Here is an 18,486-nt window from a genome sequence, read left to right as displayed (position 1 = left end):
GATCAGTCGCCCATCTGCTTCTGCAGGTGCTCCCAGCGCTCCTGCTCGTCGATGGTGCGCTCGGCGGTGAGGCGCGCCTCGAGGCGGTCCAGGCCGATCTCTTCGCCGGAATCGACGCTGAAACCGTACTCGCCGGAGTCGACGCGCTTGAGCGTGCTGTCGATCTTGCCGATCAGCTTGCGGTAGCGGTCGCGGGTACGCAGTTCCAGCGAGTTCTCGGTTTCGCGGGTGGCGCGCTCGGCGTCGTCGCCGACGTCACGCACTTCGTCCTTGAGGTTCTCGATGGTCTGCTTGGACTCCTCAACCAGGTCGGCGCGCCAGTCCGCCAGGCGCTGGCGGAAGTACTCGAGCTGGAGCGCGCTCATGTACTCCTCGTCGGGGTCGGGCTTGTAGCCCTTGGGCAGGATCGGGCGGCCGGTAGCCTCGTCGATCTTGTGCGGAATGGTCTTGTAGCGCGTCTTCGGCGCGGGCGGCTGGGCCGGACGATTGGTCACCGCGACCGCGACCTTGCCCACCGTGCGCGGCGGCGCCTGGCGCGTCACGGGCACCGGCGCGACCTTGGTCGAGGGCTTGGCGCTGGCCTTCTTGGCCGAGGACTTCTTCGGCGGGGCTGCGGGTGCGGGCGCCGGCTTCGGCGTCACGGCCTTGGCGGCGGGCGCCTTGGCGGGAACTGGCTTCTTCACTGCGGGGGTCTTCACTGCGGGCTTCTTGGCAACCGCCGGCTTCGTCGCCTTGGCCGGCGCCTTGCTGGTGGATGTCTTCGCCACGGGCTTTACCGGGGCGACCTTCTTGACGGCGGCCTTCGTTGCGGGCGTCTTCTTCGCCACAGCCTTCTTCACCGCGGCCTTGGACGGAGCGGCCTTCTTCGCCGGAGCGGCCTTCTTCACCGCGGGCGCCTTGACGGCCTTCTTTGGAGCGGCCTTCTTCGCCACTGGCTTTTTCGCGGCCGCCTTCTTCGGAGCGGCCTTCGCAACCTTCTTGGCTGCGGGCTTGGCCGCCTTGGCGGCCTTCTTGACGGTCTTCTTCACTGCCACGTTCGGCGATCCTTCTTGGGAAGTGGGCGCCGACCGCGTTGCACGCGGCCGACCACCGTACAAGCGGTGGGAGCGGGGCATTCACCGATGCGTGGCCGCGGCGCGGCGACGATTGACGTATCCGGCCACCGGGAGCGCCCTGATGAACGCCCTGTGGCCGGTGCCACACTCCCGCGCTTGGACGGGAAAGCGGGCTGTTATACCCTGCCCTGACTATAGCGGCAACCGCGGCGCGCCGCGCCCCCGAATCCTGCCGACCTTCCCTTGATCGACCGCACCCTCATCGCGCTGCTGCGCGGCTACAAACGCTGGGTCAGCCCCCTGCTCGGCCCGCGCTGCCGTTTCCTGCCCTCCTGCTCGGAATACGCGATGCAGGCGATCTCGCTGCACGGCGCCCTGCGCGGCAGCTGGCTGGCCGCGAAGCGCGTCGGTCGCTGCCATCCCCTCCACCCCGGCGGCCTGGACCCCGTGCCGCCCCGCGACGACGGACCTTCCCCACGATGACCGACACCCTCATTCTCAACGCCCGCCTGGTCAACGAAGGCCGGGAGTTCAACGCCGACCTGCGCATCCGCGGCGGCCGCATCGACGCCATCGGCAGCCTCTCCCCGAGCGCCGGCGAGACCGTGGTCGACGCCGCCGGCCGCCGCCTGCTGCCGGGAATGATCGACGACCAGGTGCACTTCCGCGAGCCGGGGATGGAGTACAAGGCCGACATGGCCACGGAATCCGGCGCGGCCGTGGCCGGCGGCCTGACCAGCTTCATGGACATGCCCAACACCAGCCCGCCGACGCTCGACGCCGCGGCCCTGGAAAACAAGTACGCCCGCGCCGCCGGCCGCGCACGTGCCAACCACGGCTTCTACATGGGCGCCAGCAACGACAACCTCGCCGCCGTGCGCGCCATCGACCCGCGCGCCACCCCGGGGCTGAAGGTGTTCATGGGCGCGTCTACCGGCAACATGCTGGTCGACGATCCGGACACGCTCGACGCGATCTTCCGCGACACGCCGGTGCCGATCATCACCCACTGCGAGGACACGCCGATGATCGACGCGGCGCTGTCGGCGGCCCGCGCGCAGTACGGCGAGGACATCCCCGCGGAGCTGCACCCGGATATCCGCTCGCGCGAGGCCTGCATCAAGTCCACGCGCCTGGCGCTGGAACTGGCGCGCCGCCACGACACCCGCCTGCACGTGCTGCACATCTCCACCGCCGACGAGCTGGCGCTGTTCGAGCGCGGCCCGCTGGTCGACGCCGACGGCCGCCTGCGCAAGCGCATCACCGCCGAGACCTGCATCCACTTCCTGCGCTTCGACCGCGCCGACTACGCGCGCCTGGGCCACCAGATCAAGTGCAACCCCGCGATCAAGGACGCCAGCGACCGCGAGGCGCTGCTGCGCGCGCTGGCCGACGATGTGATCGACGTGCTCGCCACCGACCACGCCCCGCACACCTGGGAGGAGAAGCAGGCGCCGTATGTGCGTGCCCCCAGCGGGCTGCCGCTGGTGCAGTACGCGCTGGTGGCGGCGCTGGAGTGCGTGCACGAGGGCCACTTCGACACCGCGCGCGTGGTGCAGAAGTTCGCGCATGCGCCGGCACAGCTGTTCGACGTGGCCGAGCGCGGCTTCCTGCGCGAGGGCTACCACGCCGACCTGGTGTTGGTGGAGGACACCCCGTTCACCGTGAAGCGCGCGGACGTGCTGTCCAAGTGCGGCTGGTCGCCGTTCGAGGGCACCACCTTCCGCTCGCGGATCGCGTCGACCTGGGTCAACGGCGAACTGGCCTGGGACGGAAGCGCACTGGTCGGTGCGCCGAACGGCCGTCGCCTGGATTTCGCGCGATGAAGTTTGGCGGCGTGCTGGTGGTCGGGCTGCTGTCCACCCTGCCCTGGGCGCTGGCCCTGGCGCAGGCGGTGCCGGCGATGGCATCGCCCGAGGCCGCGGCCGATATGCGCGTGGTGTTTCCGGAACGCGTGCAGCAGGGTGCCCTGGTGCTGGGCAAGGTGCCGCCTGGCAGCCGCGTCGAATTTGGCGACCGCGTGCTGCGCAGCACCGGCTACGGCACGGTGGTATTCGGCGTCGGCCGCGATGCGACGGGTCCGTTGCGGGTGGCGGTCATCCGCCCCGACGGCAGCCGGACCGACGCCACCATCCTGGTGGACCCGCGCGACTGGCCGATGGAGCGCGTCAACGGCGTGCCCCCGAAGACCGTCGACCCGCCGCCGGCAATCGCCGAGCGCATCCGCCGCGAGCAGGCGCGCGTCACCGCCGTGCGCACGCGCGACGACGACCGCGCGGACTTCGCCCAGCCCTTCATCCGCCCGGTCGAGGGCCGCATCAGCGGCCGCTTCGGCAGTGGCCGCATCTACAACGGAAAGCCGGGCGCCGGGCACTCCGGCATGGACATCGCCGCGCCCACCGGCACGCCCGTCAAGGCGCCGGCCGCCGGCGTGGTCACCTTTGCCGATCCCGGCCTGTACCTCACCGGCGGCACCGTGGTGATCGACCACGGCCACGGCGTCAGCTCCAACTTCCTGCATCTCTCGCGCATCGACGTCGCGGAGGGCGACCGCGTCGAACAGGGCCAGGACTTCGCCGCCGTCGGCGCCACCGGCCGCGCCACCGGCCCACACCTGCACTGGGGCATGAACTGGTTCGACGTCCGCGTCGATCCGCTGCTTGTCCTGGAGCGACCGTAGCTGTGGCATTGGAGCAAAGCGTTGCCACGGATGACGCGGATCACACGGATTCACGCGGATAGAGCAAGGGATCAAGCTGCCTTTCGCCTGATCCGCGTCATCCGCGCAGATCCGTGGCAAAAAAGCTCTTCAAGTGCCTGGCCGATCAGGTCTGGAGCGGCGACGGAGTTGCGACCACGGGCCGGGACTCTCCGGGACCGGCCGCGGTCGCGCGATTGCGGCCGGCCTGCTTGCTGGCATACAGCGCGGCATCGGCGCGCTCCACCAGCGCTTCGGCACTTTCGCCGGGAGAGAGTTCGGCCACGCCGATGCTCAGGGTGCCGTCCAGCCGTACGGCGTGGATCGTCAGCGGGCGGCTGTTGACCGACTCCAGCATCCGCCCGGCCACGGCCAGTGCGTCACCCAAGGGAGTCTGCGGCAGGATCACGAGGAATTCGTCGCCGCCATAGCGGCCGATGATGTCGCCGCCGCGCAGCTGGTTGCGGATGCGCTGGGACACGATGCGCAGGCACTGGTCGCCGATGCTGTGCCCGTATTCGTCGTTGACCGGCTTGAAGTTGTCGACATCGACGAAGGCGATGCTGACCGGCGCGGCGCGCGTGGCGACCAGCGCCATGACCTTCCGCAGCTCGGCCTCGATGCCCGCGCGGTTGAGCATGCCGGTCAGCTCGTCCTTCCGCGCCAGTGCGCTGGCGTGGTCGCGATCGCGCCGCAGCTCGAGCAGCTTGTCGGCCAGGCCGATGGTCAGCAGCAGCCCGGCCAGCGCGAAGCTGCCGGCCAGTCCCTGCGCCATCCATGGGGGGCCGGCCCACAGCCCCATCATCTCGGTCGCCATCAATGTGGTGAACACCATCAGCGGCAGCCAGGACGCCATCACCACGCGCCCGGCGCGATCGCCACGCAGCGCTAGCACGGTGCTCCCGGCCAGGAGCAGGGCCGCGGACAGCACCAGGCCGATGTTGCCCACCAGCGCCAGCCAGCGGGCGTCGCCGACGAAACTTCCGACCCCCGCGACCGCCGCCAGCGCGGTACCGACCCAGAGCGCTCCGTCCATGCGCGGCAGCTTGCCGCGCAGGTCGAGGTAGGCACGCTGGAACAGGTTGCTGCACACCACGCCAAGCCCGCCCACGATTCGGTTGGCGCGGGTGGAGCTTCCGAACACCGCGTCCGCCCCGGGCAGCAGGCGGAGGTCCCCGCCGATCGACACCAGGTAGAGCACCGAGAAGCACAGCATCGCCCCGAACCAGGTGAAGCTGGAATCGCCCGTGCCGAACCGGAAAGCAAAGGCCAGCAGCGCCAGCACGCACAGCACGGACAGGACGAAGACCCGCCACGCGACGTAGACGAGGTCCTGGCGGTGCACCTGGTCGAGCGACTCGATCGAGACCGGCATCTGCAGCGAGGAGCCGGTGGCCACGCGCAGCCATACGGCTTCGCCCGGTGGAATGCCCTGCGGCAGGTCCACCACCAGGGCGCGCGACGAATACCTGGCGTCCGCATGCTCGCCATACAGGGCATGGGTTGCCGGCGCGCCGCTCCCCGGCACCCAGGCCTGCACCTGGTTGATCAAGGGCGAACGGAGCACCAGCCTGGGCTGGGCATCGGCGGTCAATGGCGTGGCAGCGGTGATGCGCCACCAGCCCACTTCGCCTCGACTGCCCCGGATCGCGGTCACCGGCGGCTCGAGCCGATCGTCGAGCCTGCCCGACAGCACATCGGCGGCATCGGCATCGCCACCGGGCAGGGCCCGCAGTTCAACCGGCACGCCGGCCGATGCGAATCCGGCGCACAGCAGGAGCATGCACAGCCACAGGCTGCACCACCCCGGTTGGCGCTTCGGATCCCCCTTCCGCATGGCGCGATGCTACCAGTGCCCGCGGCCCACGCGGGCGCCGCGGCAGCCGGACGGCAGGGACGGAGGGCGAAGAGCTTTTGGCCACGGATCCACGCGAATGACGCGGATCAAAAAGCGAAAGCCCTTGCCCGCATCCGCTTTATCTTCAACGACCGTTTGGGATTGCGCGGACCTTTGGCCTGGCCCCGCCCCTATCCGCGCAAATCCGTGTCATCCGCGTCATCCGCGGCAAACGCTTCTCGAGCTTTTCAGCCCGTGACCCGCGCCACCGCGTCATGCGCGTGCAGGCTCTCGAAGTGCGACACGGTGACGTCGAACCGGGCCACGCGGGGGCTGGTCGACACGACAGCGGCAACCCGGCGGGCCGCGTCTTCGCAGAACATCAGGTTGTCGGCGTTGGCGCGCGCGAACGCCTGTTCGTCCTCGCGCTTCACGGCCGTCTGCACCGGGGTGCCGAGCGCGGCTTCCACGGCGTCGACCAGTTCCAGCAAGGGCAATGCGTCGACGTCGTTGCGCAGGGCCACGCGCACATCGGCGCGGCTGCGCTGCGCGTGCGGGGTGGCGGCCAGGCCGCGCCCCGACGCGAGCCACTCCAGCATCGCGACCTTGGACGGCGCATCGTCACCGGCGAAGTCGGCCTCGAAGCGATCGGCGTTGGCGCGGCGCGACAGCGCGGCAGAAGCCGGGCAGGTGCTCGAATATTCGACGCCGAAGGCGAGCACGATCTCGGTGCCCGAAGGCGACACCGTGGCGTCGACCTCGACCGGGTACGCCTTCCAGCCGGCGTTGTCGCTGGCCAGCGCGCGGCGGCGAAGCAACTGCTCCCAGCGCAGCGTCAGGCGCGCGGTGGTGGCCAGGCCTGCCTGCGAATCGATGCACTCGCGCAGCAGCGCGCGCAGCGCCGTCGATGTCAGCGGCGCGTCCGAGAAGGCGTCCTGCAGCAGCAGGTACAGCCGCGACATGTGGATGCCGCGCGTCTCGGCGCTGGCCAGGTCCACGCCGATGTCCGCCGAAGCCGCCACCAGCTGCGGCGCACCACCCTCCCCGGCCACGCGCAGCGGCAGCGCGACCCGGCGCATGCCGACCCAGTCGAGCGGGCGGGCGGCGGCAGCGCGGTCATAGGCGACGTCGGGCAGCGTCGGGGACGGATTGGAAGAGGTCACGCGAAAGCCTGCAAATGAGAACGGTCCGCAATTCTAACCGCGCACCGGTCCGGCACCTGCGCAACGCTGCATGCCGTGGGCGGCGCGCAATGCGCGGTTCAGCCGGCGGAACGCGCGCCGCGCCATGCCACGAAGAGCGCGCGCAGCGGTGACAGCGGCGCGGCGGGACGCGCCAATCGCGCGCCGACCAGGGCCGCCTGCACCCCGCGTGGCCGGGATGCAGGGCGCCCCGCTCCGGGCACGCCATCGATCGGAGCTATGGGATCCATTGCCGCAGCGCGCAGCAGGGCGCGTTCGCCGAGCAGGCTGGACAGCACCGCGGATGCCGCATCCGCGTCGGGTGCGCGCCCACCGAACAGTGCCGCCTCGCAGTCCGCGACCGCGGCGGCAAAGGTCTTGCCGGCCACCGCGTCGCCATGCCCGGCGCCTGCCCCGGCGGGCCTTGCGTCGCCACCGCTGCCGTCATCGCGCAGGGCACGCAGGTCCGGCAGCGCCCTGCCCAGCTCCAGCCACGGCGCCGGCTGCGGCTGCAGCAGCGCGCCCAGCGGATGGCGGCGCGCGCCCTTGGCCCAGCCGCCGAGCTCTTCCTGCCACCACGCAAGCTTGGCCAGGCCGGGCGTCGGGTCGCCGCCACCCCAGGCGGCATCGGTCAGCTCCTGCAACAGCGTGAACCAGGCCTCGGCCAAGGGCTGGCGATCGCCCGGCACGAACACCATCGCCACCGCCCACTCCGGCCAGCGCGCGCGCCACTTGTCGACGAACATGGCCGAGTCGTCGCGGAGGTCGACGCTCACGGCCAGGCGTCCGGATCCAGCAAGTCGGCGGGCGTCTCCACCATGGCATCGGCCAGCCACGTCAGCGGGTCGTCGTGCTGCAGCCGGTAGCCCCACAGCGCGACCAGCGAACGCATGCCGGCCGCGCGCGCGGCGAGGATGTCGCGCTCGTCGTCGCCGACGTAGACGCAGTCGGCGATCGCGAAGCCCATCGCCTGCGCGGCGTGCAGCAGCGGCAGCGGATGCGGCTTGCGCTCGGCCAGGGTGTCGCCTCCGATCAGCACGCCGCTGCGCTGCCCCCAGCCCAGCGAAGGCATCAGCGCGCGTGCCAGGGATTCCGGCTTGTTGGTGACGATGCCCCAGCGCGCGCCGTCGGCCTCCAGCGCGGACAGCATCGCCTCGATGCCGTCGAAGGCGGCGCCGTGGCGGCCCAGCTCTTCGGCATAGACCGCAAGGAACTCCTTGACCATGTCCGGCGGCACCTCGCCGCCCAGTTCGGGGAACGCCGCCGCACTCATGGCACGCGCCCCCTTGGAGACGTGCGGGCGCAGGTCGGCCAGCGGCATCGGCGGCACACCGCGCGTCGCGCGCATGCGGTTCACGGTCGCGGCCATGTCGGGCGCGCTGTCGAGGAGCGTGCCGTCAAGGTCGAACAGCACGCAGCGCGGGAAGCGCCCGACCGGCGCGCTCACGATGCGTCCGGCTTGCGGGCCGCGACCAGGTAGTTGACGTCGGTGCGCGAGGACAGCCGCGCGCGGTTGGCCCAGGGCTCATAGGCCAGCCCCGCGACGTCGTCGAGCTCCAGCCCGGCCTCGCGCAGCCAGGCGGCGAGTTCGGAGGGGCGGATGAAATCGCGGTACTGGTGGGTGCCGCGCGGCAGCAGCCGGGCCACGTACTCGGCGCCGATGATCGCCAGCGCGAAGGCGGCCGGTGTGCGGTTGAGCGTGGACACGAACAGGTGGCCGCCCGGCTTCAGCAGCCGCGCGCAGGCTTCGATGATCGCGCCGGGATCGGGCACGTGCTCCAGCATTTCCATGCAGGTCACGACGTCGAAGCTGCCCGGCGCCTCGTCGGCCAGCGCCTCCACCGGCTGCAGCCGGTAGTCGACCGTCACGCCCGATTCCAGCGCATGCAGGCGCGCGACCTTGACCAGGTCAGCCGCGAGGTCGATCGCGGTGACCTCGGCCCCGGCGCGCACCATGGCCTCGCTCAGCAGCCCGCCGCCGCAGCCGACGTCGAGCGCGCGGGCGCCGGCCAGCGGCCGCCGTGCGGCGACGTAGTCCAGGCGCACCGGATTCAGCGCATGCAGCGGCTTCTGCGGACCTTCGGGATCCCACCAGCGGTTGGCCAGCTCGGCGAACTTGTCGAGCTCGGACTGGCGGAAGTTGGTGCTGCTCGCGGGGGTGGTCATGACGGCCTGCTCGGGGAGGGTGGCGCGCGCCGGCGCCTTCAGTTGGCGCCGGTGCGGATGCCGGCCATGCGCGTGCGCCACTGGCGGGCGTTGGCGACCACGGCGGCGGTATCGATGTCGACGAGTTCGCGCCGGCGCAGCTTGGCCACGCCGGCGATCCAGACGTCGCCGACCTGGTGGCGGCCGGCGGCATAGACCAGCTGCGAGACCACGTGGTGCAGGGGCTGCGTCTCCAGGTCGCTGAAATCGAAGCAGGCCATGTCGGCCTGCTTGCCCGGCTCCAGCGATCCGGCCAGGTGGTCGAAGCCCATCGCCTTCGCACCGCCCAGGGTGGCCGCCCGCAGCGCGGTGAACGCGTCGAACGCGGACGCGTCCTGCGCTACCGCCTTCGCCAGCTGCGCCGCGGTGCGCGTCTCGCCGACCATGTCGAGGTCGTTGTTGCTGGCGCAGCCGTCGGTGCCGATGGCGAGGTTCACGCCCGCGCGCTCCAGCGCGCAGGCCGGGCAGAAGCCCGAGGCCAGCTTGAGGTTGGACTCCGGGCAGTGCACCACGCTCACGCCGCGCTCGGCGCAGAGGTGGATCTCGGCCTCGGTCAGCTGGGTCATGTGCACGGCGATCAGGCGGTCGTTCACCAGACCCAGACGGTCCAGGCGCGCCAGCGGGCGCTGGCCGTGGTCCTTGATCGACTGCTCGACCTCCTGCGCGGTCTCGTGCAGGTGCAGGTGCACGGGGACATCGAGCTGGTCGGCGAGCATGCGCACGCGCTCGAAGTTGGCGTCGTTGACGGTGTACGGCGCGTGCGGCGCGAAGGCCATGGCGATCAGCGGGTCGCCGCGCCACTGGTCGTGCACGGCACCGGCCTTGTCAAAGTATTCGTCATCGCCCGCCGCCCACGCGGTCGGGAAATCGATGACCGGCAGGCCGATCCGCGCGCGGAAGCCGTGGCGCTTGTAGACCGCGGCCTGCACGTCGGGAAAGAAGTAGTTCTCGTTGCAGGAGGTCGTGCCCCCGCGCAGCATTTCGGCGATCGCGAGCGTGACGCCGTCGGCGACGAAGTCCGGGGCCATCACCGCGGCCTCGATCGGCCAGATGTGCTGCTGCAGCCAGGTCTTCAGCGGCAGGTCGTCGGCGATGCCGCGCATCAGTGTCATCGGGTTGTGGGTGTGGGCGTTGACGAAGCCCGGCACCAGCACGCCGTCGGGACGCGACACCACCTCGGCCGGCGCGAAGCGCGCGCGCGCCTCGGCCCGCGGCAGCAGCGCGACGATCACGCCGTCGCGCACGGCCACGGCGTGGTCTTCAAGCACCACCCCATGTGGCTCCACCGGGACGACGTGCCCGGCCTCGACCAGCAGGTCGCAGGCCTCGGGCACCACCTCTTGTCCCACCATTACTTGACCCGGCTGACGTATTCGCCAGAGCGGGTGTCGACCTTGATCAGCTCGTCCTGGTTGACGAACAGCGGCACGCGGACCACCGCGCCGGTTTCCAGGGTGGCCGGCTTGCCGCCGCCGCCCGAGGTGTCGCCGCGCACGCCGGGATCGGTCTCGGTGATCTTGAGTTCGACGAAGTTCGGCGGCGTGACCTGGATCGGGGTGCCGTTCCACAGGGTCACCACGCAGTCTTCCTCGCCCTTGAGCCACTTCTCGGCGCCACCCATGCCGGCCTTGTCGGCCTGCACCTGCTCGAAGTTCTCCGGGTCCATGAAGTGCCAGTACTCGCCGTCCGAATACAGGTAGCGCATGTCGGTGTCGACGACGTCGGCCGCCTCCATCGAGTCGGTCGCCTTCATGGTGACTTCCTGCACCCGGCCCGACTTGATCAGGCGGTACTTCACGCGCGTGAACGCCTGGCCCTTGCCCGGCTTGACGTACTCGGTGTCGGTGATGATCGCGGGTTCCGCGTTGACGAGGATCTTCATCCCGTTCTTGACGTCGTTCATGCCATAGCTGGCCATGCGTGCTCCTGCAGGGTTCGTCGGGGTGGGCCGCGTGAGCGGCTAGACTGTGCGGGAAATGATACTCGCAGCCCCCCTTTCCATGCAGCCACGCGGCTGGCAGCAGGCCTGGCGCGCGTCCGTCCGCGACCCGCGCGAGCTGCTGCGCCTGCTTGGCCTGGAGGCGGAAGCCGCGGCGGTGCCGGAGGCGGCGGTCTCGGCGTTCGCGCTGCGCGTGCCCCGGGGCTTCATCGCCCGGATGCGGCCGGGCGACCCGCACGACCCCCTGCTGCGCCAGGTGCTGCCGCTGGCGGACGAACTGCGGACCGTGCCGGGATTCGGCCTGGACGCGGTTGGTGACGGTGCCGCGAAACTGGCGCGCGGCGTCATCCACAAGTACGCCGGCCGCGCGCTGCTGGTGGCGACCGGCAGCTGCGCGATCAACTGCCGCTATTGCTTCCGGCGCCATTTCCCCTATGCCGAAGAGACCGCGGCCGCCGGCGGCTGGGCCGAAGCGGTGGCGGCGATCGCGACCGACCCGGGCATCACTGAGGTCATCCTGTCAGGCGGCGATCCGCTGTCCCTGGCCACGGGCAAGCTGGCCGACCTGACCGCCCTGCTGCGCGAGGTACCCCACGTCCGCCGCCTGCGCATCCACAGCCGGCTGCCGGTGGTCCTGCCCGAGCGCATCGACGACGAGTTCCTGGCCTGGCTGCGCGACCTGCCCTGGCCGGTGGCGGTGGTGGTGCACGCCAACCACGCCCGCGAGTTCGACGCCTCCGTCGATGCCGCGATGGCCGCGTTGCGCGACGCCGGCGCCAGCGTCCTCAACCAGGCGGTGCTGCTGGCCGGGGTCAACGATTCCGTCGACGCCCTGGCCGACCTGTGCGAGCGCGGCTTCGAGGCCGGCGTGCTGCCCTACTACCTGCACCAGCTCGACCGCGTCGCCGGCACCGCGCACTTCGAGGTCGGCGACGACCGCGCCCGCGCGCTGCATGCAGCGCTGGTGGCGCGCCTGCCCGGCTATCTCGTGCCGAAGCTGGTGCGCGAAATCGCCGGCGATGCGTCCAAGCGCCCGCTGTGACGCCCGTCGCCGCGGCGGCGGACCTGGACCCTGTTGCCATGCCGCCGCCGTGGACGCCACGCGCCGCGGCATGGCATAACGCCGCTTCACGGAGAAACGCATGACGAAGAGTCAGGAAAACGCGCTGCGGCTGATGATCGTTGACGACAGTCCCGAGGCCGCCGAAGCCATCGTCAGCACGCTGCGCAATGCCGGCATCGCCGTGCGCCCGCTGCGTCCCGCTTCAGCGGAGGAGTTCGCGGGCATGGTAGGCGCGCAGCCGATCGACGTGGTCGTCGCCCAGCGGGACTCGGCGGTGCTGCCGCTGACCACCGTGCTGCAGCAGGTGGCGGCCACCGGCAAGGACATCCCCGTGGTCGCGGTGGCCGACGCCATCGACCAGGAGGCCTACGTCCAGGCAATGACCGCCGGCGCGCGCGCACTGGCCCTGCGCGAACCGGCGTCGCTGCTGCTGACCGTGATCCGCGACGCCTGGGCCGACCTCGACGCGCGCCGCGCCCAGCGCCGCTTGGAGGCGCGCCTGCGCGAGACCGAGCGCCGCTGCGACGCCCTCATCGATTCCTCGCGCGATCCCATCGCCTACGTCCACGAAGGCATGCACATCCGCGCCAACCAGGCCTACCTGGAGATGTTCGGCTACGACGACTTCGAGGACATCGAAGGCATGTCGCTGCTGGACATGGTCGCGCCGCAGCACGTCGAGGGCTTCCGGCAGCTGCTCAAGGCGCTGGCCCAGGGCGAGGCGCCGCCGCCGCGGTACGAGTTGCAGGCGCGCGACATCGACGGCAACGTCTTCCCCGCGGCGATGGAATTCATCCAGGCCCAGTACGAAGGCGAACCCTGCGTGCAGGTGGTGATCCGCCGCCAGGAGCTCGATCCCGAGCTCGCCCAGGAAATCGAGGAGCTGCGCCAGCGCGACCAGGCCACCGGCCTGTACAACCGCGCCACCTTCCTGCACGCGCTCGAGGGCGCGGTGGACGGCGCCGCCCAGGACGGCGCACGCCACGGCATGCTGCTGATCGAACCCGACCACTACCAGCACCTGCTGGCCGACATCGGCCTGGACTCGGCCGACGACCTGCTGGCCGCCACCGCCACGCGGCTCACCGCCGCCGCCAAAGGCCTGGACGCGATCGTTGCCCGCTTCGGCGAGCACACCCTGGCCCTGCTGGTGCGCAACAGCGACCACGAAGGCACCCAGGCCGTGGCGAACCGGGTGCTCGCGGCCTTCTCCGCCGACCTGTTCGAGATCGGCTCGCGCTCCAGCGTGATCACCGCCAGCATCGGCGCGGTCCAGGTCGGCGAGAAGATCGCCAGCGTCAGCCAGGTCCTGGCCAAGGCCACGCAGGCGGTCGCTTCGGCCAGCGCCACCGGCGGCAACCGCTTCGAACTGTTCGACCCCAGCGCGGTCGACCGCGCCGAGGAGGAGCACATCCAGGCCTGGGTGACGCGCCTGCGCGACGCGCTCGACCACGAGGGCTTCGTGCTCCATTACCAGCCGGTGATCAGCCTGCAGGGCGACACCGGCCCTGTGTACGAGGCCTTCCTGCGCCTGAAGGGCGCGGACGGCGAGCTGATCAAGCCGCTGAGCTTCCTGCAGATCGCGGAGGAGCACGGCCTGCTCTGGGAAATCGACCGCTACGTGGTCGGCCGCGCGATCGCGATCATCGGCGAGCGCATCCGCGCCAACAAGCCGACCACCCTGCTGGTCAAGGTCAGCCAGGCCTCGCTGGCCGACGACAGCCTGCCGCGTTACGTCGCCGAACAGCTGATGGCGCACGGCGTGCCGGGCGAGTACCTGGTGATCGAACTCGCAGAGGCCAAGGTGTTCACCCACCTCAAGGCCGCGCAGGAGTTCGCGGCGGCGGCGGCGCGCCTGGACTGCCGCATTGCCCTGGAGAACTTCGGCGCCGGCCTGGACTCGTTCCAGCTGCTCGCGCACCTGAAGCCGAACATGCTCAAGATCGATCCCGGCTTCATCGAGGACCTCACCGGCAACGCCGACAACCAGGAGCGCGTCCGCGAGATCGCGGCCAAGGCGCGCGAGCTGGGCATCCAGACCATGGCCGACTACGTGTCGGACGCGGCCTCGATGTCCGTGCTGTTCGGCACCGGCGTGGACTACGTATCGGGCAACTTCCTGGCCCCCTCGGGCTCCGACATGTCCTACGACTTCGAGTGACGTCGCGGCGCCGTGCTTGCGGCGCCGCGATGGAATCAGGCCAGCAGGCCCTGGCGCAGGGCGGCCTCGCCGTCGACGCTGCCGGCCTCGAGCGCGCGGATGCGCTCTTCCAGCGGCGGATGGCTGAGCAGCAGCCGGCGCAGGCCATGGCCAACTGCCCCGCTGATACCGAAGGCCGCGACCTGCTTGGGCAGGGTGTTCTGGCCCTGGTTGAGCGACAGGCGCTTGAGCGCGGCGATCATCTTCGGCCGGCCCGCCAGCGCGGCGGCGCCGGCATCGGCGCGGAATTCGCGGTGACGCGAGAACCACATCGCGATCATGCTCGCGAAGATGCCGAAGACCATGTCCAGCACGAACACGATGGCGAAGTAGGCCAGCCCGCCGCCGCCGTTGTCACGGCCGCCGCTGAGGTAGCCGTCGACCGCGCGCCCGACCAGGCGCGCAAGCACGATCACGAAGGTGTTGAGCACGCCCTGCAGCAGGGCCATGGTGACCATGTCGCCGTTGGCGATATGGCTGACCTCGTGGGCGAGCACCGCCTCGGCCTCGTCCTGGTCCATCGAGCGGAGCAGGCCCGTGGACACCGCGACCAGCGCGTTGTTGCGGTTGGCGCCGGTGGCGAAGGCATTGATCTCGGGGGCGTCATAGATGGCGACCTCGGGCATGCCGATGCCGGCGGCCTGGGCCTGGCGGGCCACGGTGTCGACCAGCCAGCGCTCGACGTCGCTGCCGGGGCGCTCGATCACGTGCAGGCCGGCGGCGCGCTTGGCGACCCACTTCGACGACAGCAGCGAGATCAGCGAGCCGCCGAAGCCGAACAGCGCGGCCATGACCAGCAGGCCGCCCATCGACTGCGGGTTGATGCCGAAGACCGACATGATGATGCTGAGCAGGGCCAGCACCGCCAGGTTGGTGGCGAGGAAGAGGGCGACGCGCTTGAGCATGGGACGGGTTCCTGCAAATGTTCGGATGCGATACCGGAAGTGTGTCCTGCGGGCATTGAATTCAAGATGACGGCATGACGAATCCGCAGGCCGACAAGCCGACTCCCCCGGCAGCAACGCCCGTGCGCGGACGCTTCGCGCCATCGCCCACCGGCGCCCTCCACTTCGGCTCCCTGCTGGCCGCCTTCGGCAGCTGGCTGGCCGCGCGCAGCGCCGGCGGCGAGTGGCTGGTGCGCATGGAGGACGTGGACGCGGCGCGCGAGGTGCCCGGTGCCGGCGCCGCCCAGCTGCGCACGCTGGCCGCGTTCGGCCTGGCCCACGACGGCCCGGTGGCCTACCAGTCCCGGCGCGGGGATCTGTACGCCGCCGCGCTGCAGCGGCTTCTCGAGGCCGGACTGGCCTTCCAATGCCACTGCAGCCGCAGCGACGTGGCCGCGGCCGGCGGCGTCCACCGCGCCTGCCGCCCGGGTGCGCAGCGACCCGATCCCGCCGTGCGCCTGCGGGTACCTGACGGCAGCCGGAAGGCCGTCGACGACGCCGTCCACGGCCGCATCTCCCAGGATGTCGATCGCGAGGTCGGCGACTTCGTGCTTCGCCGTGCCGACGGCTGGTGGGCCTACCAGCTGGCCGTGGTGGTGGACGACGCCGACCAGGGCATCACCGATGTGGTGCGCGGCGCCGACCTGCTCGACTCCACTCCGCGCCAGCTGCTGCTGCAGCGCGCGCTGGGCCTGCCCCGCCCCCGCTACCTGCACCTGCCGCTGGTGCTCGACGACGATGGCCACAAGCTGTCGAAGTCGCGCGCATCCCTGCCCGTGGACGCTGCCGATCCCGTGCCTGCACTGCGAATCGCCTGGCACGCGCTGGGACAGGATCCGCGCCACCTGCACGCAGTCCCCTCCCTGGATGCCACCCTCGCCGCCGCCTTGCGCGGCTTCGACCCCGCCCGCATTCCGCGGGGCCCGTGGCCGGCCACCGCACTGCACAATGCCGCTGCAATGCCCGGCGCATAGAATCGAAGCGAAGCCGGCGCGCCGCGCCCGGGCATGGGGAGCGATGACATGACGTCTCGGGTTGCGTTGGTCACCGGTGGAACCGGTGGCATCGGCACTGCCATCTGCAAGCGCCTGGCCAAGGCGGGCCACAGGGTCGCGACCAACTACCGCAACGAAGAAAAAGCCCGCGCCTGGGAGAAGACGATGCGCGAGGAGGGCTTCGAGTTCACCCTCGTGCCCGGCGACGTGTCCTCCGCCGCCGAAGCCGAGGCGATGGTGCACCGGGTCGAGGAGGCGCTGGGACCGATCGAGATCCTGGTCAACAACGCCGGCATCACCCGCGACTCCACCTTCCACAAGATGGCGCCGGACCAGTGGACCGATGTCATCACCACCAACCTCAACGCCTGCTACAACGTCACCCGCCCGGTGATCGAAGGCATGCGCGAGCGCAAGTGGGGCCGCATCGTGCAGATCAGCTCGATCAACGGCCAGAAGGGACAGTACGGCCAGGCCAACTACGCCGCCGCCAAGGCCGGCATGCACGGCTTCACAATTTCGCTTGCACAGGAAAACGCGAAGCTCGGCATCACCGTGAACACGGTGTCCCCGGGCTATATCGGCACCGACATGGTGATGGCCGTTCCGGAGGCTGTGCGCGAGAAGATCGTCGCCCAGATCCCGACCGGGCGCCTGGGCATGCCTGACGAAATCGCCTATGCCGTGGCTTTCTTCCTACCCGAAGAGGCGGCCTGGATCACCGGCGCCAACCTTGCCGCGAACGGCGGCCAGTACATGGGCTGGTAGCCGTCCCGCGCACGCCCAGTGTCCTGTTGCAAGCACTGTTGCGGTGCGTCATGCTGCGGTGAGTCACGAAATCCGAGCACCGCAGCATGGCCATGCGTGTCATCAAGAAGTATCCCAACCGCCGTCTGTACGACACCGAGATCTCGAGCTACATCACCATCGAGGATGTGCGCCAGCTGATCGTTGACGGCGAGGATTTCGAAGTCCGCGACGCCAAGAGCGGCGATGACCTCACCCGCCAGGTGCTGCTGCAGATCATCTCCGAGCAGGAGCAGGACGGCGAGCCGATCCTGTCGACGGAGCTGCTGAGCCAGATCATCCGGTTCTACGGCGACTCCCTGCAGGGCTTCATGGGCAGCTATCTCGAGCGCTCGATGCACACCTTCCTCGAGCAGCAACAGCAGTTCCGCCAGCAGATGGGCAGCATGCTCGGCCAGAGCCCGTGGTCGATGATGGGCCAGCTCACCGAGCGCAACATGGCCATGTGGCAGGAATTCCAGCGCAACCTGGCGTCAGCGGCCAAGCCGCCTGCGACGCCCGAGAAGCCGCGCAGCCCCGCAGGCGCCAAACGCAAGTAGTTTTCGCGGGGTGCGTTAGGGGCTGGCCACCGTCACATCACTCCGCCGCCACTCCAGAATCCGGCGCAACATGCCCGCCGCCCCCGCAAAACCCCGAAGCAACAACTATCGCGCCGACAGCGCTCCGTCCGCGCAGAAGCGCGCCCGGTACTCCATCGCCTTGGGCATGAGTGATTCCAGGTTCTGGATCCGCGTGCCCGGGTTCGGGTGCGTGGACGAGAACTCGGGCTGTGACTGCCCGCCGCTGGCCGCGCTCATGCGCTCCCACAGCGGAACCGACTCGCGCGGGTCGTAGCAGGCCGCGGCGGCCAGCATCAGGCCCACGTAGTCGGCCTCGGTTTCATGTTTGCGCGCGTAGGGCAGCAGGTAGCCATAGCCCATCGCGGCCATGACCATCTGCTGCTGCTGCGGATCCATTCCGCTCATCGCGCCGGCCATCTGCCCCATCTGCGACAGCTTCTGCTGGGCCATGCGCTGGGCGCCATGGCGCAGCAGGGCGTGCGCGATTTCATGGCCCATGACCACCGCCATCGCGTGCTCGTTCTCCGCCACCGGCACCAGGCCGGTATAGACCGCCATCTTGCCGCCGGGCAGGCAGAAGGCGTTGGCCTGGTCGGACTGGATCACGTTGACGTCCCAGTCGAAGGTCGACGAGAACCCGGTGGGCTGCTGGCCGTTCTCCGCCGCCAGCGCCGCCTCGATCTCCGGCACCTTCTCGATCAGGCGGCGCGCGATCTCGCGCACCTCGCGGGCGATCGGGGTGTTGGGATCCACCGGGCGCTCGGTCGACAGGATCTCTTCGTAGGCCTGCAGGCCCAGCGCCTTTTCGTCCTCCACCGACAGCGAGCGGTCGATCAGCACCTTTTCGCCGGTCACCGGGTCGAGGGTCTGGTTCGAGAACCAGTAGTACGCCCCGTAGCCGATGAAGGCGACGAGGATCAGGATCCTCGGATTGAAGCCGCGCCGGGGCGCCGCCGCCTGCTGCTGCCGCCCGCGCCTGAAAGGATCCTGTCGCATGCCCCA

Annotated in this window: 18 protein-coding genes; 8 read left to right on the top strand and 10 right to left on the bottom strand. The window is 70.4% G+C overall.

Annotated features, from left to right (window positions below; genetic code table 11):
• Positions 1 to 2: 2 nt before the first annotated feature.
• Positions 3 to 1,034 (bottom strand): RNA polymerase-binding protein DksA, encoded by a 1,032-nt coding sequence (gene dksA / locus ACW5E8_RS13090; RefSeq protein ID WP_456965955.1) that lies wholly within the window; start codon positions 1,032 to 1,034, stop codon positions 3 to 5.
• A gap of 264 nt (positions 1,035 to 1,298) precedes the next feature.
• On the opposite strand from dksA, the gene yidD reads away from it, so the two are divergent.
• Genes yidD through ACW5E8_RS13075 form a run of 3 tightly spaced genes read left to right on the top strand, consistent with a single transcriptional unit; the run spans position 1,299 to position 3,735 of the window.
• Positions 1,299 to 1,538 carry a membrane protein insertion efficiency factor YidD gene (gene yidD / locus ACW5E8_RS13085; RefSeq protein WP_456965954.1) on the top strand — a complete coding sequence of 80 codons (240 nt, stop codon included), beginning with the start codon at positions 1,299 to 1,301 and terminating at the stop codon, positions 1,536 to 1,538.
• A complete protein-coding gene (locus ACW5E8_RS13080; protein ID WP_456965953.1) occupies positions 1,535 to 2,881 on the top strand; it encodes a dihydroorotase in 1,347 nt (448 codons plus the stop codon). Before yidD ends, ACW5E8_RS13080 begins: the two co-directional genes overlap by 4 nt.
• Complete coding sequence (locus ACW5E8_RS13075; RefSeq protein ID WP_456965952.1) at positions 2,878 to 3,735, top strand: M23 family metallopeptidase; 858 nt, start codon at positions 2,878 to 2,880, stop codon at positions 3,733 to 3,735. Before ACW5E8_RS13080 ends, ACW5E8_RS13075 begins: the two co-directional genes overlap by 4 nt.
• A gap of 145 nt (positions 3,736 to 3,880) precedes the next feature.
• Here ACW5E8_RS13075 and ACW5E8_RS13070 read toward each other — a convergent pair whose 3' ends face one another.
• From ACW5E8_RS13070 to efp, 7 genes are all read right to left on the bottom strand, one after another.
• The gene (locus tag ACW5E8_RS13070; RefSeq protein ID WP_456965951.1) at positions 3,881 to 5,536 is read right to left on the bottom strand and encodes a sensor domain-containing diguanylate cyclase; all 1,656 of its coding nucleotides are present in this window, start codon (positions 5,534 to 5,536) and stop codon (positions 3,881 to 3,883) included.
• A gap of 302 nt (positions 5,537 to 5,838) precedes the next feature.
• On the bottom strand, positions 5,839 to 6,753 hold the full coding sequence (folE2, locus tag ACW5E8_RS13065; protein WP_456965950.1) for a GTP cyclohydrolase FolE2: 915 nt from the start codon (positions 6,751 to 6,753) through the stop codon (positions 5,839 to 5,841).
• Between the two features lie 98 nt (positions 6,754 to 6,851).
• Complete coding sequence (locus ACW5E8_RS13060; RefSeq protein WP_456965949.1) at positions 6,852 to 7,547, bottom strand: phytoene/squalene synthase family protein; 696 nt, start codon at positions 7,545 to 7,547, stop codon at positions 6,852 to 6,854.
• Positions 7,544 to 8,218: a phosphoglycolate phosphatase gene (gene gph, locus ACW5E8_RS13055; RefSeq protein ID WP_456965948.1), complete on the bottom strand. Its 675-nt coding sequence runs from the start codon at positions 8,216 to 8,218 to the stop codon at positions 7,544 to 7,546. Before gph ends, ACW5E8_RS13060 begins: the two co-directional genes overlap by 4 nt.
• On the bottom strand, positions 8,215 to 8,937 hold the full coding sequence (gene ubiG / locus ACW5E8_RS13050) for a bifunctional 2-polyprenyl-6-hydroxyphenol methylase/3-demethylubiquinol 3-O-methyltransferase UbiG (protein WP_456965947.1): 723 nt from the start codon (positions 8,935 to 8,937) through the stop codon (positions 8,215 to 8,217). The genes gph and ubiG overlap by 4 nt, the downstream gene beginning before the upstream one ends.
• 38 nt (positions 8,938 to 8,975) lie before the next feature.
• Entirely contained in the window at positions 8,976 to 10,328 is a 1,353-nt protein-coding gene (locus tag ACW5E8_RS13045; RefSeq protein WP_456965946.1) for a TRZ/ATZ family hydrolase, read from the bottom strand.
• Complete coding sequence (gene efp, locus ACW5E8_RS13040) at positions 10,328 to 10,894, bottom strand: elongation factor P (RefSeq protein ID WP_456965945.1); 567 nt, start codon at positions 10,892 to 10,894, stop codon at positions 10,328 to 10,330. The genes ACW5E8_RS13045 and efp overlap by 1 nt, the downstream gene beginning before the upstream one ends.
• 58 nt (positions 10,895 to 10,952) lie before the next feature.
• Between efp and epmB the strand changes: the two genes are divergently transcribed.
• Both epmB and ACW5E8_RS13030 read left to right on the top strand, forming a co-directional pair.
• On the top strand, positions 10,953 to 11,957 hold the full coding sequence (gene epmB / locus ACW5E8_RS13035; RefSeq protein WP_456965944.1) for an EF-P beta-lysylation protein EpmB: 1,005 nt from the start codon (positions 10,953 to 10,955) through the stop codon (positions 11,955 to 11,957).
• A gap of 100 nt (positions 11,958 to 12,057) precedes the next feature.
• Positions 12,058 to 14,139 (top strand): EAL domain-containing protein, encoded by a 2,082-nt coding sequence (locus tag ACW5E8_RS13030; protein WP_456965943.1) that lies wholly within the window; start codon positions 12,058 to 12,060, stop codon positions 14,137 to 14,139.
• Between the two features lie 35 nt (positions 14,140 to 14,174).
• Here the strand turns inward: ACW5E8_RS13030 and htpX are convergent, their stop codons facing one another.
• Positions 14,175 to 15,083: a protease HtpX gene (gene htpX, locus ACW5E8_RS13025; protein ID WP_456965942.1), complete on the bottom strand. Its 909-nt coding sequence runs from the start codon at positions 15,081 to 15,083 to the stop codon at positions 14,175 to 14,177.
• A gap of 74 nt (positions 15,084 to 15,157) precedes the next feature.
• On the opposite strand from htpX, the gene gluQRS reads away from it, so the two are divergent.
• The 3 genes from gluQRS to phaR all read left to right on the top strand — a co-directional run bounded on the left by gluQRS (position 15,158) and on the right by phaR (position 17,463).
• Positions 15,158 to 16,096, top strand: a complete 939-nt coding sequence (gene gluQRS / locus ACW5E8_RS13020; RefSeq protein ID WP_456965941.1) for a tRNA glutamyl-Q(34) synthetase GluQRS — start codon at positions 15,158 to 15,160, stop codon at positions 16,094 to 16,096.
• 48 nt (positions 16,097 to 16,144) lie between these two features.
• Positions 16,145 to 16,885 (top strand): acetoacetyl-CoA reductase, encoded by a 741-nt coding sequence (gene phbB / locus ACW5E8_RS13015; RefSeq protein ID WP_456965940.1) that lies wholly within the window; start codon positions 16,145 to 16,147, stop codon positions 16,883 to 16,885.
• 86 nt (positions 16,886 to 16,971) lie between these two features.
• Complete coding sequence (phaR, locus tag ACW5E8_RS13010; protein ID WP_456965939.1) at positions 16,972 to 17,463, top strand: polyhydroxyalkanoate synthesis repressor PhaR; 492 nt, start codon at positions 16,972 to 16,974, stop codon at positions 17,461 to 17,463.
• Between the two features lie 105 nt (positions 17,464 to 17,568).
• On the opposite strand, the gene ACW5E8_RS13005 is transcribed toward phaR, so the two are convergent.
• Positions 17,569 to 18,480 (bottom strand): M48 family metallopeptidase, encoded by a 912-nt coding sequence (locus tag ACW5E8_RS13005; protein WP_456965938.1) that lies wholly within the window; start codon positions 18,478 to 18,480, stop codon positions 17,569 to 17,571.
• Between the last annotated feature and the right edge of the window lie 6 nt (positions 18,481 to 18,486).

Source organism: Luteimonas sp. A649 (genome assembly GCF_054072735.1).
The sequence above is the reverse complement of the archived record's forward strand: the minus strand, read 5'-3'. Positions and strand labels throughout refer to the sequence as shown.

Coding starts and splice junctions, on each gene's coding strand:
- ACW5E8_RS13005 (WP_456965938.1), bottom strand. CDS start 18,480: ATGCGACAGGATCCTTTCAGGCGCGGGCGGCAGCAGCAGGCGGCGGCG.
- phbB (WP_456965940.1), top strand. CDS start 16,145: ATGACGTCTCGGGTTGCGTTGGTCACCGGTGGAACCGGTGGCATCGGC.
- ACW5E8_RS13070 (WP_456965951.1), bottom strand. CDS start 5,536: ATGCTCCTGCTGTGCGCCGGATTCGCATCGGCCGGCGTGCCGGTTGAA.
- ACW5E8_RS13080 (WP_456965953.1), top strand. CDS start 1,535: ATGACCGACACCCTCATTCTCAACGCCCGCCTGGTCAACGAAGGCCGG.
- ubiG (WP_456965947.1), bottom strand. CDS start 8,937: ATGACCACCCCCGCGAGCAGCACCAACTTCCGCCAGTCCGAGCTCGAC.
- phaR (WP_456965939.1), top strand. CDS start 16,972: ATGGCCATGCGTGTCATCAAGAAGTATCCCAACCGCCGTCTGTACGAC.
- ACW5E8_RS13030 (WP_456965943.1), top strand. CDS start 12,058: ATGACGAAGAGTCAGGAAAACGCGCTGCGGCTGATGATCGTTGACGAC.
- gluQRS (WP_456965941.1), top strand. CDS start 15,158: ATGACGAATCCGCAGGCCGACAAGCCGACTCCCCCGGCAGCAACGCCC.
- efp (WP_456965945.1), bottom strand. CDS start 10,894: ATGGCCAGCTATGGCATGAACGACGTCAAGAACGGGATGAAGATCCTC.
- epmB (WP_456965944.1), top strand. CDS start 10,953: ATGATACTCGCAGCCCCCCTTTCCATGCAGCCACGCGGCTGGCAGCAG.
- ACW5E8_RS13045 (WP_456965946.1), bottom strand. CDS start 10,328: ATGGTGGGACAAGAGGTGGTGCCCGAGGCCTGCGACCTGCTGGTCGAG.
- ACW5E8_RS13075 (WP_456965952.1), top strand. CDS start 2,878: ATGAAGTTTGGCGGCGTGCTGGTGGTCGGGCTGCTGTCCACCCTGCCC.
- htpX (WP_456965942.1), bottom strand. CDS start 15,083: ATGCTCAAGCGCGTCGCCCTCTTCCTCGCCACCAACCTGGCGGTGCTG.